The organism is Azospirillum sp. B510, assembly GCF_000010725.1.
GTDB lineage: Bacteria > Pseudomonadota > Alphaproteobacteria > Azospirillales > Azospirillaceae > Azospirillum > Azospirillum lipoferum_B.
The window spans coordinates 2,971,916-2,985,310 of sequence record NC_013854.1 but is presented as its reverse complement, the minus strand read 5'-3'; the positions used below and the strand labels follow the sequence as shown (position 1 = coordinate 2,985,310).

Below are 13,395 nucleotides of genomic sequence, written 5' to 3'. Positions count from 1 at the left end.
GGGAGCGCAACCCGCTCTCCCGCCGCTGGTCACGCCGCCCCATGATCCGCTCGCCCCTGTTCCTCCGGCTGTTCTCGGCGATCCTGATTTCGCTCGGGCTGTTCTCGGCGGCGGCCTACGTCTTCTCCGTCCCCTTCATCGAGGAGAAGGCCTACGAGATCGAGCGCGACGCCAGCCGCACCATCCTCGACAACGTGTTCGAGCTGGTCAGCCGCATCCGCGTCGGGCTGGAGGAACAGCGGACCGCCACGGTGGAGTCCTACAAGGCCCGGCTGCGCGACGTGGTGGAGCTGGCGGTCGGCTCGATCGAGCATGTCTATGCCCGCGCCGACCGCGGCGAGATCACGATGGACGAGGCGCGGCGCGAGGCGATGGCGGGTTTGCGCGCCCTGCGCTACGGCAATGGCGATTATGTCTGGGCCATCGGCTATGATTCCGTGATTCTGTCGCACCCCTCGCCGGACTATCAGGGGCGCAAGGCCGACGATCTGCGCGACACGCTCGGCCGCCACATCCTGCCCACCATCGTCGCCACCGCCAAACGGGAGGGGGAGGGCTTCCAGACCTATCCGTGGTGGCGGCCCAATGGCGACGAGCGGGCGCCGAAGCTCAGCTTCTTCAAGGATCTGCCCCGGCGCGGCCTCATCGTCGGCACCGGCGCCTATCTGGCCGACGTCGACGCCGAGGTCGAGCGCCGCAAGGCCGACGCCATCGAGGATCTGCGCCAGGCCCTGCGCAAGCTGCGCATCGCCCGGACGGGATATCTCTACATCTTCGATTCGGCGAACCGGATGATCATCCACCCGAATGGGAACATCGAGGGCACGGCCTTCGGCGACCGGCTGAATTCCGCCACCGGCCATCCGATCGCCGAGGATCTGAAGCTCGCGGCGACGAGGGGGGAGCCGTTGACCTACCTGTGGGACAAGCCCGACGATCCCGGCAACTACGCCTATGAGAAGATCAGCTGGGTCCGGCATTTCGAGGGGTTCGGCTGGTACATCGCCTCTTCGGTCTATGTCGACGAGCTGCGGCGGTCGTCGGTGGTGCTGGGCAACCGTATCCTCGCCATCGGCATGGCGCTGATGGCGGCGGGCAGCCTGCTGGGCTATGTCGCGGTCGGCCGGCTGGTCCGGCCCCTGCGCCGGCTGGCCGCCACCGCGGCGCAGGTCCGTTCCGGCGACCTCGATGCCCAGAGCGGCATCCGCCGCGGCGACGAGATCGGGCTGCTGGCGTCGGCCTTCGACGGCATGGTCCGGCAGCTGCGCGACACCGTCGCCACCCTCGACAGCCGGGTGCGCGACCGAACCGCCGCGCTGGCGGAGGTGGAGACGCGGCAGCGCGTGATCCTCGACGCGATTCCCGCCTGCATCGCCGGGCTCGACCGCGATGGCCGGCTGACCTTCGCAAACCTGCGCTGGGCCGAACTGGTCGGCCGCGACAAGGCCGAGGTGATCGGCCGCGACCTTGCCGAGGTGGTCGGCCGGCGCGCCATGGTGGCGCTGGCGCCCCATCTCGACCGCTGCCTGGCGGGCGAGGTGGCGACCTTCGAATACGCCTTCCCGCGCAAGGGCCGCGACATCGTCACCAAGACCACCCTGATCCCCCATCATGGCGAGGGCGGAACGGAGGAGGGGGCCGTCACCGGCCTGTTCGTGCTGACCTTGGACATCACCGACGAGAAGCAGACCGAACGCCAGCTGGTGGAGGCGCAGCGGCTGAAGGCGGTCGGCCAGCTTTCCGGCGGGCTGGCCCACGACTTCAACAACCTGCTGTCGATCATCATCGGCAACCTGTCGGCGGCGCGCGACCGCTACGCCGCCGTCGAGGGGCTGGACTCCTATCTGGAGCCGGCCCAGCGCGCCGGCCGCCGCGGCGCCGACATCACCGCCCGGCTGCTCGCCTTCTCCCGCCAGCAGCCGCTGAAGCCGGAGCCGGTCGAGCTGTGCGGCCTGCTGCGCGACATGGCGGTCCTGCTGCGCCGGTCCTTTCCCAGCTCCATCGCCATCGGCGTGCCGGAGGAGGGGCTGGACTGCTGGACCATCGCCGACCAGACCCAGCTGGAGAACGCGCTGGTCAATCTCGCCATCAATGCCCGCGACGCCATGCCCGCCGGCGGCCGGCTCGACATCGCGGTCGGTGTCCGCCGCCTGGAGGGCGACCAGTCCTTCGACGAGCCGGTCCGGCCCGACGATTATCTGGAAATCCGCGTCGCCGACACCGGCAGCGGTTTCACGGCGGAGGCGCTGGCCCGCGCGGTGGAGCCCTTCTTCACCACCAAGGCGCTGGGGTCGGGGCTGGGGCTGTCGATGGTCTACGGCTTCGTCAAGCAGTCGCGCGGCTATCTGCGCATCGATAGCCGGTCGGGGGCGGGGACCGCCGTCACCCTGCTGCTGCCGCGCGCCGAGCCGGTGCCGCGGATGCCGGAGTCCGAGCCGGTGGCGGCTGAACCGCAGTCCGGCGGATGGTCCGGCCAGCTGGCGCTGGTGGCGGAGGACAATGACGATGTCCGGCAGGTGATGCGCCGGCAGCTGGTCGATCTCGGCTTCTCGGTCGTCGAGGCGGCGAGCGGCGACGAGGCGGCGGAACTGGTCGGGCAGATCGACGGGCTGTCGCTGCTGGTCTCCGACATCGTCATGCCCGGCCTGTCGGGGGTGGAGCTGGCCCGGCGCGCCCGGCGGCTGCGGCCCGCCATGCGGGTGGTTCTGGTCAGCGGATTCACCGTCGGCTATGGCGACCTTCCGGCCGATGCCGTCATACTGACCAAGCCATGGGACAAGCGGGATCTGGTGGCGGCCATCGGCCACGCCGCGGACTCCGCCCCGGTCTGATAGGATCGGGCCGACGGAACGCACCCGGAATAAGCGGGGCGGCCAGTGCCGAGGGGAAACGCGCGTGGGACGGAAGAAGCGCATCTATGTGATCGAGGACGAGGCCGACATCCGCCGGCTGGTGGCCGACATCCTGGAAGGCTACGGCTATGAGGTGAGCGGCTGGGCCAGCGGGCGGGAGGCGCTGGCGGCGATCCGGCGCCAGGCCCCCGACCTGTGCCTGGTCGATCTCGGCCTGCCGGACATGGACGGGCTGACCCTGGTGCGCGAGCTTTGGGAGGATGTCCGCTTCGGCGTCATCATCCTGTCGGGGCGCGGCGGCACCTCCGACCGCGTGCTGGGGCTGGAGCTGGGGGCGGACGATTATGTCGTGAAGCCCTTCGAGCCGCGCGAACTGGTCGCCCGCGTCAACAGCGCCATCCGCCGCCGCGAACAGCTTGCCGGTGCGACCGCCGCGACGGAGACCGCGCGGGCGCGCTTCGGCCGCTGGGTGTTCGATCTCGGCGACCTGACGCTGACCGCCGACGACGGCCGGCAGGACAGCCTGACCGCGGCGGAGGCGTCGCTGTTGCTGACCCTGCTGAAGGCGCCCAAGCGGGTGCTGTCGCGCGAGCATCTGCAAGGCCCCGACCAGGATCGCGACGATCTTCCCTATGACCGCAGCATCGATGTCCGGGTATCGCGCATCCGCAAGAAGATCGAGGAGGATCCGCGCACGCCGCGGCTGATCAAGACGGTCTATGGCGCCGGCTATCTGTTCGCCGCCGATGTGACGTGGTTGCGGTGATGGGGGCGCGGTGACCGGGTTGTGGCGATGGGTGCCGTACCGCCAATAACAATTGGTCATAATCCTGAGAAAGTTGCGCAAAGCTGATCTGCTACAGGCTGTTTCCAACGCCGCCGCGCCCAAATGCCGGTATGCAACAAAGAACCTCTGGGGAGAACGGTCCGATGAGTGCACCTGCCGCCGCCGCAGCCGATGCCAGCGCCAATCCTTACGAGCGCGACCTCGACCGCAACGCCGCCAATTTCGTCGCCCTGACGCCGCTGACCTTCCTGGAGCGCGCCGCGTCCGTCTGGCCCGACCGGCCCGCCGTGGTCCATGGCCCGGTGCGCCGGACCTGGGCCGAGACCTTCGGCCGCGTGCGCCGTCTGGCGGCGGCGCTGGTGAATGGCGGCATCGGCACCGGCGACACCGTCGCCATGCTGGCCGCCAACACGCCGGAGCTGTTCGAGGCGCATTTCGGCGTGCCGCTGGCCGGCGCCGTGCTGAACGCCATCAACACCCGCCTGGACGCCGAAGCCATCGCCTTCATCCTGAAGCATGGCGAGGCGAAGATCCTGATCGTCGACCGCGAATTTTCCGGCGTCGCGAAGAAGGCGCTGGCCCTGCTCGACGCGCCGATCCCGGTGGTCGACATCGACGACCCGGCCTATAGCGGCGGCGAACTGATCGGCGACCGCGACTATGAGGCCTTCATCAGCGACGTCGGCACCGAACATCCCTGGACCCCGCCGGCCGACGAATGGCAGGCGATCGCGCTGAACTACACCTCCGGCACCACCGGCAACCCCAAGGGCGTCGTCTACCACCATCGTGGCGCCTATCTGAACGCGGTGTCGAACGCGTTGTCCTGGAACATGGGCGACGCGCCCGTCTATCTGTGGACGCTGCCGATGTTCCATTGCAACGGCTGGTGCTTCCCCTGGACCATCGCGGTCACCGCCGGAACCGCCGTCTGCCTGCGTCAGGTCCGCCCCGACGCCGTCCTGACGCTGATCCGCGAGGAGCGGGTGACCAACTTCTGCGGCGCCCCCATCGTCCTCAACATGCTGAACAACGCGCCGGCGGAGCTGAAGCAGGGCATCGGGCACAAGGTCAAGGTGATGGTGGCCGGCGCCGCCCCGCCGGCCGCCGTCATCGCCGGCATGGAGCGCATGGGCTGGGAGGTCACCCATGTCTACGGCCTGACCGAATGCTATGGCCCGACCGTCGTCTGCGTCTGGCATGACCGCTGGGACGGCCTGTCGCTCGACGGGAAGGCGGCGATCAAGGCGCGTCAGGGCGTACGCGGCCCGATGCTGGAGGCGGTGATCGTCGCCGATCCCTTCACGCTGGAGCCGGTGCCGAAGGACGGCCGCAGCATGGGCGAGATCATGATGCGCGGCAACAACGTCATGAAGGGTTATCTGAAGAATCCCAAAGCGACCGAGGAGGCCTTCGCCGGCGGCTGGTTCCACACCGGCGACCTCGCCGTCTGGCATGAGGACGGCTATGTCGAGATCAAGGACCGCTCGAAGGACATCATCATCTCCGGCGGCGAGAACATCTCGTCGATCGAGGTGGAGGATGTGCTCTACAAGCATCCCGACGTGTTGGAGGCCGCCGTCGTCGCCCGCCATGACGAGAAGTGGGGCGAGACGCCCTGTGCCTTCGTCACCCTGAAGGACGGCGCCAGCGCGACCGAGGCCGACATCATCGCCTTCTGCCGGTCGCACATGGCCCACTTCAAGTGCCCGCGCACGGTGGTGTTCGGCCCGTTGCCGAAGACCTCCACCGGCAAGATCCAGAAATACGTCCTGCGCAAGCAGACCGAGGAGCTGTAAGGGGCGGGGGCGTTTCGCCCCCTTCCTAACCCTCCCCCGTTCCTTTGCTGACCCTTGCCAAGCGTCCCGCCCCCTTTCCCTTGATCGGACCGGCCTTCGGCGGCCGGGGGAGGGATGGGGTGGGGGCAACGCCTCGCCATGCCCGCAAGCCGCCCATTTTCAAAGGGACCCGCGCCATGAAGATCCTCTGCGCCGTGAAGCGCGTCGTCGACTACAACGTCAAAATCCGGGTCAAGACCGATCAGTCCGGCGTCGAGACCTCCAACGTGAAGTTCTCGATGAACCCCTTCGACGAGATCGCCGTCGAGGAAGCCGTGCGGTGCAAGGAAGCCGGCGCCGCGAGCGAGATCGTCGTCGTCTCGGTCGGCCCGGCCCAGGCGCAGGAAACGCTGCGCACCGCGCTGGCCATGGGCGCTGACCGCGCCATCCTGGTGCAGACCGATGCCGAGACCCAACCGCTGGTCGTCGCCAAGGTCCTGAAGGCCCTGGTCGAAAGGGAGGCGCCGGGGATGGTGATCCTCGGCAAGCAGGCGATCGACGACGATTGCAACCAGACCGGCCAGATGCTGGCCGCCCTGCTCGGCTGGGGCCAGGGCACCTTCGCCTCGAAGGTCGCCGCCGGAGACGGCACGGTCGCCGTCACCCGCGAGATCGACGGCGGGCTGGAGACGGTCGAGTTGAAGCTGCCGGCGGTGGTGACCGCCGATCTGCGCCTGAACGAGCCGCGCTATGCCAGCCTGCCCAACATCATGAAGGCCAAGAAGAAGCCGCTGGAGACCGTCACGCCGGACGCGCTGGGTGTCGATGTGACGCCGCGCCTGAAGACGCTGAAGGTTGCCGAACCGGCCAAGCGCCAGGCCGGCATCAAGGTGCCCGACGTCGCCACCCTGGTGACCAAGCTGAAGACCGAGGCGCGGGTGATCTGAGGGCGCGCCGGCCCCGTGCCAGCCCGTCCCACACCCCGCCCGCAAGAGGAACCCCCCATGCCCATCCTGATCCTCGCCGACCACGACAACGCCAGCCTCAAGCCCGCCACCGCCCATGCGGTGACCGCCGCGACCAGGCTCGGCGGCGACATCCATGTCCTGGTCGCCGGCCGCGCCGCCGCTCCCGCCGCCGCACAGGCCGCCACACTCTCCGGCGTCGCCAAGGTGCTGCTCGCCGACGATGCCGCCTATGAGCATGCCCTGGCCGAGCCGGTCGCCGCATTGCTGGTCTCGCTCGCCCCCGGCTACAGCCATGTGCTGGCCGCCGCCACCTCGGCCGGCAAGAATGTGCTGCCGCGCGTCGCGGCGCTGCTCGACGTGGCGATGATCTCCGACATCACCGCCGTGGTCGCCGCCGACATCTTCGAGCGGCCGATCTATGCCGGCAACGCCATCGCCACCGTGCAATCCGCCGACCCGGTGAAGGTCGTCACCGTCCGCACCACCGCCTTCGAGGCCACCGCCACCGGCACCGCCGCCCCCATCGAGGCCGCCCCCATCGAGACCGTCGCCGCCGTCGCCGACCCGGCCCTGTCCAGCTTCGTCTCGGCCGAGCTGACCAAGTCGGAGCGGCCGGAGCTGACCGCCGCCCGCATCGTCATCTCCGGCGGGCGCGGCATGCAGTCGGGCGACAATTTCCACCTGCTGGAGGGCATCGCCGACAAGCTGGGCGCCGCGGTGGGGGCCAGCCGCGCCGCCGTCGATGCCGGTTTCGTGCCGAACGATTATCAGGTCGGCCAGACCGGCAAGATCGTGGCGCCCGACCTCTACATCGCGGTCGGCATCTCCGGCGCCATCCAGCATCTTGCCGGCATGAAGGACAGCAAAATCATCGTCGCCATCAACAAGGACGAGGAGGCGCCGATCTTCCAGGTCGCCGATTACGGCCTCGTCGCCGACCTGTTCAAGGCCGTGCCGGACCTCCAGCAGGCCGTCTGACCCCCCCGCTCCCCTCCGTCATCCCAAGAGGTCCCCCATGACCGCCGCCGCGATCCCCTACACCCCGCCGCTGAAAGAGATCCGCTTCGTCCTCGACCATCTCGCCGGCATGGCCGACGTGGCGGCCTTGCCGGGCTTCGAGGATGCCAGCCCCGACATGGTGGACAGCATCCTGGGCGAGGCGGCGAAGATCGCCGAAAACATCCTGGCGCCGCTGAACCGCGTCGGCGATGTCCAGGGCGCCCGGCTCGACGCCGACGGCATCGCCCGCACGGCGGAGGGCTGGGGCGAGGCGTGGCGGACGCTGGTCGAGGGGGGGTGGAACGGCCTGCCCTTCGATCCGGCGCGCGGTGGCATGGGGTTGCCCAACCTGCTGAACAGCGCGGTGCAGGAGATGTGGCATTCCGCCAACATGGCCTTCGCGCTCTGCCCGATGCTGACGCAGGGGGCGGTGAACGCGGTCCAGCTCTATGGCTCCGACGCGCTGAAGGACCTCTATTTGCCCAAGATGATCTCGGGCGCGTGGACCGGCACCATGAACATCACCGAGCCGCAGGCGGGGTCCGACCTCGCCGCCACGCGGTCGCGCGCGGTGCCGAACGGCGACCATCACCTCGTCACCGGACAGAAGATCTTCATCACCTACGGCGACCATGACCTGACGGAGAACATCATCCATCTGGTGCTGGCCCGCCTGCCCGATGCGCCTTCCGGCGTGAAGGGCATCAGCCTGTTCGTGGTGCCGAAATTCCTGGTCAATGCCGATGGCGGCCTGGGCGCCCGCAATCAGGTGAAATGCGTGTCGCTGGAGCACAAGCTGGGCATCCATGGCAGCCCGACCGCCGTGCTGTCCTTCGGCGACGAGGGCGGGGCGACCGGCTTCCTGGTGGGCGAGCCGAACCGTGGCCTGGAATATATGTTCACCATGATGAACCATGCCCGGCTGGCGGTGGCGATGCAGGGCCTGTCGATCGCCGAGCGCGCCTATCAGCAGGCCTTGGCCTATGCCCGCGACCGCGTGCAGGGCAAGCCGCTGGGCTGGACCGAGGGGCGGCCGAAGGGCATCGTCAACCATCCCGACGTCCGCCGCCTGCTGATGGGCATGAAGGCGCGGATCGAGGCGATGCGCGGCCTCCTCTACACCGCCGCCGCCGCGGTGGACGTGGCGCACCATCACGCCGACGAGGATGCCCGCGGCCGCGCTGCCCTGCTGGTCGACCTGCTGACCCCCATCGCCAAGGGCTGGTGCACCGAGACCGGGCAGGCGCTGGCGTCGGACGGCGTGCAGGTCCATGGCGGCATGGGCTTCATCGAGGAGACCGGTGCCGCCCAGCATCTGCGCGACGCCCGCATCACCACCATCTATGAGGGCACCACCGCCATCCAGGCCAACGACCTGATCAACCGCAAGATCCTGCGCGATGGCGGGGCGGCGGCCAACGGCCTGCTGGACGAGATCGCGGCGCTGGGCGGCGAGCTCTCCGGCCATGCCGCCTCCGGTCCCTTGGGCGAGGCGCTGTGCGTCACCGGGGCGGAGCTGGTCAGTGCTGCCCATGAGGCCAGGCAGGCGGTGGCCTGGGTGCTGAGCGCGGCGAAGCAGGATGCGCGTCTGGCGGCCGCCGCCTCGGTGACGTTGCTGGAGCTGATGGGAGTGGTGGTCGGCGGCTGGCAGCTGGCCCGCGCCGCCAAGGTGGCGGTGGAGCGGCTGGCGGAGGGCGACGCCGACACCGCCTTCCTGTCTGCCAAGCCGCTGACCGCCTGTTTCTACGCCACCCATCTGCTGCCGAAGGCGGCGGCGCTGCGGGCGACCGTGGTCAACGGTTCCGAGGGCGTGATGGCGCTGAGCGAGGAGCAACTGTTCGGCGTGGCTTGATGGGACCACGCTTGCCGGTTGGTGCCGGGGCCTTTGGCCCGGTCAACTTTTGCCCGGTCAACTTTTGCCCGGTCGACTTTTGCCCGGACGACTTTTGCCTGGACGAGGGAGTGGCCGGCGGTTGGGGGACCTCCCGCCACTGCCCCGGCGCCAGCCCATCCAGCGTCCAGTCGCCGATCGACCAGCGGATCAGCCGCAGGGTTGGGAAACCGACCGCCGCCGTCATGCGGCGGACCTGCCGGTTGCGTCCCTCGCGCAGGGTCAGCGCGATCCAGCTGGTGGGGATGGCGGCGCGGTAGCGCACCGGCGGATCGCGCGGCCACAGAGGGTCCGGCTCCTCCATCCGCCGCACCTCTGCCGGCAGGGTGGGGCCGTCCTTCAGCGTCACGCCCCGGCGCAGCGCCTCCAGCGCCTCGTCGGTCGGGACACCTTCCACCTGCACCCAATAGGTCTTGGGCATCTTGCTGGCGGGAGCGGCGATGCGGGCGATCAGCGGGCCGTCGTCGCTGAGCGCCAGCAGCCCCTCGCTGTCGCGGTCGAGCCGGCCGGCGGCATAGACGCCTTTCACCGGCACCAGCTCCGCCAGGGTCGGGCGGCCCTGGTCGTCGGTGAATTGCGGCAGCACGCCATAGGGCTTGTTCAGCAGGATCAGGCGCGGCACGGGCATGCGTCCTTGCGGATTGCGGAGATCTGGAAAGGCGCTATCGTTCGCGCCCCAAACACACACCTACATAGCAGGGGTTCGGCCGTGACGCTTCTGTTCTGCTCCGCCAGCGACAGCGCCGAGGATTGGCGCCGGGAAATTGCCCGCCACCTTCCCGATCTGGAGATGCGCGTCTGGCCCGAGACCGGCGACATCGCCGACATCGAGGTCGCGGTGGTGTGGAAGCCGCCGGCCGGCATGCTGGCGACCCTGCCCAACCTGAAGCTGATCGTGTCGCTGGGCGCCGGGGTGGAGCCGATCCTGGAGGATCCGGCCCTGCCCGACCTGCCGCTGGTGCGGATGGTGGCGGAGGGCCTGACGGTCGACATGGCCGGCTATGTGGTCTTCCAGGTGCTGTACTGGCACCGGCTGATGGACGAATACGCCGCCCTCCAGGCCGGGGCGCGGTGGGAGCAGCTGGACCATCGCCCGGCCTCCGAGGTGACGGTCGGCTTCCTGGGGATGGGTGAGTTGGGCGTGGCGTCGGCCCGCACGCTGCGGACCCTGGACTACCGCCTGATGGGCTGGAGCCGCAGCCCCAAGAGCGTCGAGGGGGTGGAGAGCTTCTCCGGTCCCGACGGGCTGGCGGCGATGCTGCCGCGGTGCGACCTGCTGGTCTGCCTGCTGCCGCTGACCGACGAGACCCGCGGCATCCTGAATGCGACGCTGTTCGCGGCATTGCCCAAGGGAGCGGTGGTGATCAACGCGGCACGCGGCGGCCATCTGGTCGAGCCGGATCTGATCGACGCGCTGGACGGCGGCCATCTGCGCGGCGCCAGCCTGGACGTCTTCGCGACGGAGCCACTGCCGGCCGACCATCCGCTCTGGCGCCATCCGAAGGTCCGCGTCACCCCCCATGTCGCCGGGGTGACCCACCCGTCGCGCTGCGTCGATCAGGTGGCGGCGGCGGTGACGGCGCTCCGCGAAGGCCGGCCGCTGCCCAATCTGGTGGACCGCGGCCGGGGGTACTGAGTTTTTACGGCATCTGGTTCTACAGCATCTGGACGGCGATCACCGCCAGCAGGGCCGCGATCACCCACAGGGCGGCGCGGTCCGAGCGGCGGCGGCTTTCCCAGCCGTTCAGCATCTGGCGGACGGTCTGGGGATGCAGCCGCAGACCGCCCTCGGCGATGTCGCGCGTCACCCGCTCCGCCTCGCCGACCAGGGCGGGGATGCGGCGGACGGTGGACAGCAGGGCGCCGGCATCGTCGATGAACTGCGCCTCCGGCCCGCGATTCTCGCGCATCCACTCCTCGATCAGCGGCCGGGCCAGCTCCCACATGTTGATGTTGGGGTTCAGCAGCCGGCCGACGCCCTCGGCGGTCAGCATGCTCTTTTGCAGAAGCAGCAGCTGCGGCTGGGTCTCCATCTCGAACTGTTCGGTGACGGCGAACAGCTGGGCCAGCAGCCGGCCGACCGAGATCTCGGCCAGCGGCTTGTTCTGCAACGGCTCGCCGATGGCGCGGCAGGCCTGGGTGAAGATCTCGATCGACTGATGGCGCGGGACATAGCCGGCCTCGAAATGCACGATGGCGACCCGGCGGTAGTCGCCGGTCAGGAAGCCGATCAGCATGTCGGCGAGGTAATAGCGCGTCTCGCGGTCCAGCCGGCCCATGATGCCGAAATCGACGGCGGTGATGGTGCCCTGTTCGTTGATGAACAGGTTGCCGGGATGCAGGTCGGCATGGAAGAAGCCGTCGCGGAAGACCTGGTTGAAGAAGCTGGCCGACGCCATCGCCAGGATCTCGTCGCGGTCGAACCCGGCGGCGGAGATGCGGGCGGGCTCGTCCACCTTGAAGCCGCGGATGCGCTCCAGCGTCAGCACCCGGCCGGCGGTGCGCTCCCAATCGACCTGCGGCACGTTGAAGGTGGGATCGTCCTTGAAGTTCGACGCCAGCTCCGACGCGGCGGCGGCCTCCATCCGCAGATCCATCTCCAGCCGCGAGGTGCGGGCGAAGGTGTCGACCACCTCGACCAGCCGCAGCCGCTTCAGCCTGGGCAGCAGCCATTCGGCAAGCCCGGCCAGCCGGTAGAACAGGTCGATGTCGCGCTCGAACGCCGCTTCGATGCCGGGGCGCAGCACCTTGACCGCCACCTCCCGCCCGTCGGCGGTGACGGCGAAATGGACCTGGGCGATCGAGGCGGCGGCGATCGGCTTGTCGTCGAAGCTCCGGAACAGCGCCTGGACCGGCTGGCCGAACTCCGCCTCGATGATGGCGCGGGCCTGATCGCCGGGGAAAGGCGGCAGCTTGTCCTGCAACTCGGCCAGATCGACGGCCATCCGTTCGCCGACCAGATCGGAGCGGGTGGAGAGCAGCTGGCCCAGCTTGATGTAGGTGGGCCCGAGTTCGGCCAGCGCGCGGGCCAGACGCTCGCCCTCGCGGCCGGGCACGCCCTTACGGGCGACGAGGCGCCACAGCCAGAGCAGGCCGGGGGCGGTGCCGAGCAGGCTGGTGGGGAGGGCGTCGTGACGGGCGACCGTCCGGCCGATGACGGCCATCCGGATCAGGTTGCGCAGGATACGGAACACGGCAGCCTAGATCCGCCAGCCGGAATGGATGGCGGCGATCCCGCCCGACAGGTTGCGCACGCGCACGGCGCCGAATCCCGCCGCCTCGATCCGTTTCGCCAGATCGGCCTGCTGCGGGAAGCGGCGGATGCTCTCGACCAGATAGCGGTAGCTCGCCTCGTCCTTCGCCACCACGCGGCCCATGAAGGGCAGCACCTGGAAGGAATAGACGTCGTACAGCTCGCGCAGCACCGGCAGCACGACGTGGCTGAACTCCAGGCAATAGAACTTGCCGCCCGGCTTCAGGACGCGGTGGGCCTCCCTGATCGCCTCGTCGATGCGGGTGACGTTGCGCAGGCCGAAGGCGATGGTGTAGGCGTCGACCGAGCGCGAGGTGATGGGCAGCTTTTCCGCGTCGCCCACCGTCCATTGCACGCCGGACAGGATGTTGCGGTCGATGGCGCGGTCGCGGCCGACCCGGACCATCGCCTCGGTGATGTCGCAGACCACCGCCGCCCCGCCGCCCTTCTTGAGGAAGCGGAAGGCGACGTCGCCGGTGCCGCCCGCCACGTCGAGCAGGGTCATGTCCGGCCTGGGCGCCACCAACTCCATCAGCGTGTCCTTCCACAGCCGATGGATGCCGCCCGACATCAGGTCGTTCATCAGGTCGTAGTTGGTCGCCACGCTGTCGAAGAGGGTGCGGACCAGCCCGGACTTGGCGGACGGATCGACGGGGGTGAAGCCGAACCAGTTGCCTTCGGCACCGGACACGGGCTTTTGCGGGTCGGGGATGCGGTCGCTCATGGCCGGGAACATAGCGCGAGCGGGGGCCGTGCGCCAGCGGGGGGTTGCGCTGCGGAAGGCGCTGCGGCGAATGGCGTAGGGCGGAGAGGGGCAAGGCCGGGAGGTGGGCCGGTCTCCTCCCCCGAGCGTGATCGCCCGGCCTC

Annotated in this window: 10 protein-coding genes; 7 read left to right on the top strand and 3 right to left on the bottom strand. The window is 69.4% G+C overall.

The window, feature by feature from the left end; translation table 11 throughout:
* Nucleotides 1-41: 41 nt before the first annotated feature.
* From AZL_RS37515 to AZL_RS13910, 6 genes are all read left to right on the top strand, one after another.
* Nucleotides 42-2,831, top strand: a complete 2,790-nt coding sequence (locus tag AZL_RS37515; RefSeq protein ID WP_012975168.1) for a cache domain-containing protein — start codon at nt 42-44, stop codon at nt 2,829-2,831.
* A 64-nt stretch (nt 2,832-2,895) separates the two neighbouring features.
* Nucleotides 2,896-3,618, top strand: a complete 723-nt coding sequence (locus tag AZL_RS13930; protein ID WP_012975167.1) for a response regulator transcription factor — start codon at nt 2,896-2,898, stop codon at nt 3,616-3,618.
* A 164-nt stretch (nt 3,619-3,782) separates the two neighbouring features.
* Nucleotides 3,783-5,438 carry an acyl-CoA synthetase gene (locus tag AZL_RS13925; RefSeq protein ID WP_012975166.1) on the top strand — a complete coding sequence of 552 codons (1,656 nt, stop codon included), beginning with the start codon at nt 3,783-3,785 and terminating at the stop codon, nt 5,436-5,438.
* A 176-nt stretch (nt 5,439-5,614) separates the two neighbouring features.
* The gene (locus tag AZL_RS13920) at nt 5,615-6,364 is read left to right on the top strand and encodes an electron transfer flavoprotein subunit beta/FixA family protein (protein WP_012975165.1); all 750 of its coding nucleotides are present in this window, start codon (nt 5,615-5,617) and stop codon (nt 6,362-6,364) included.
* Nucleotides 6,365-6,421: 57 nt separating this feature from the next.
* On the top strand, nt 6,422-7,363 hold the full coding sequence (locus tag AZL_RS13915) for an electron transfer flavoprotein subunit alpha/FixB family protein (protein ID WP_012975164.1): 942 nt from the start codon (nt 6,422-6,424) through the stop codon (nt 7,361-7,363).
* A gap of 37 nt (nt 7,364-7,400) precedes the next feature.
* Nucleotides 7,401-9,236: an acyl-CoA dehydrogenase family protein gene (locus tag AZL_RS13910; protein WP_012975163.1), complete on the top strand. Its 1,836-nt coding sequence runs from the start codon at nt 7,401-7,403 to the stop codon at nt 9,234-9,236.
* Here AZL_RS13910 and AZL_RS13905 read toward each other — a convergent pair.
* Complete coding sequence (locus tag AZL_RS13905) at nt 9,178-9,897, bottom strand: pseudouridine synthase (RefSeq protein ID WP_042443854.1); 720 nt, start codon at nt 9,895-9,897, stop codon at nt 9,178-9,180. The genes AZL_RS13910 and AZL_RS13905 overlap by 59 nt on opposite strands.
* An 87-nt stretch (nt 9,898-9,984) precedes the next feature.
* Here AZL_RS13905 and AZL_RS13900 point away from each other — a divergent pair, with 87 nt between their 5' ends.
* Complete coding sequence (locus tag AZL_RS13900; RefSeq protein ID WP_012975161.1) at nt 9,985-10,911, top strand: 2-hydroxyacid dehydrogenase; 927 nt, start codon at nt 9,985-9,987, stop codon at nt 10,909-10,911.
* A gap of 19 nt (nt 10,912-10,930) precedes the next feature.
* On the opposite strand, the gene ubiB is transcribed toward AZL_RS13900, so the two are convergent.
* Both ubiB and AZL_RS13890 read right to left on the bottom strand, forming a co-directional pair.
* The gene (ubiB, locus tag AZL_RS13895; RefSeq protein WP_012975160.1) at nt 10,931-12,469 is read right to left on the bottom strand and encodes a 2-polyprenylphenol 6-hydroxylase; all 1,539 of its coding nucleotides are present in this window, start codon (nt 12,467-12,469) and stop codon (nt 10,931-10,933) included.
* Nucleotides 12,470-12,475: 6 nt separating this feature from the next.
* Nucleotides 12,476-13,252: a class I SAM-dependent methyltransferase gene (locus tag AZL_RS13890; RefSeq protein WP_042443851.1), complete on the bottom strand. Its 777-nt coding sequence runs from the start codon at nt 13,250-13,252 to the stop codon at nt 12,476-12,478.
* Nucleotides 13,253-13,395 lie beyond the last annotated feature (143 nt).

Bases quoted from the DNA above. Each gene is read 5' to 3' on its own strand.
- AZL_RS37515 (WP_012975168.1), top strand. From the start codon at position 42: ATGATCCGCTCGCCCCTGTTCCTCCGGCTGTTCTCGGCGATCCTGATT.
- AZL_RS13910 (WP_012975163.1), top strand. From the start codon at position 7,401: ATGACCGCCGCCGCGATCCCCTACACCCCGCCGCTGAAAGAGATCCGC.
- AZL_RS13890 (WP_042443851.1), bottom strand. From the start codon at position 13,252: ATGAGCGACCGCATCCCCGACCCGCAAAAGCCCGTGTCCGGTGCCGAA.
- AZL_RS13925 (WP_012975166.1), top strand. From the start codon at position 3,783: ATGAGTGCACCTGCCGCCGCCGCAGCCGATGCCAGCGCCAATCCTTAC.
- AZL_RS13920 (WP_012975165.1), top strand. From the start codon at position 5,615: ATGAAGATCCTCTGCGCCGTGAAGCGCGTCGTCGACTACAACGTCAAA.
- AZL_RS13915 (WP_012975164.1), top strand. From the start codon at position 6,422: ATGCCCATCCTGATCCTCGCCGACCACGACAACGCCAGCCTCAAGCCC.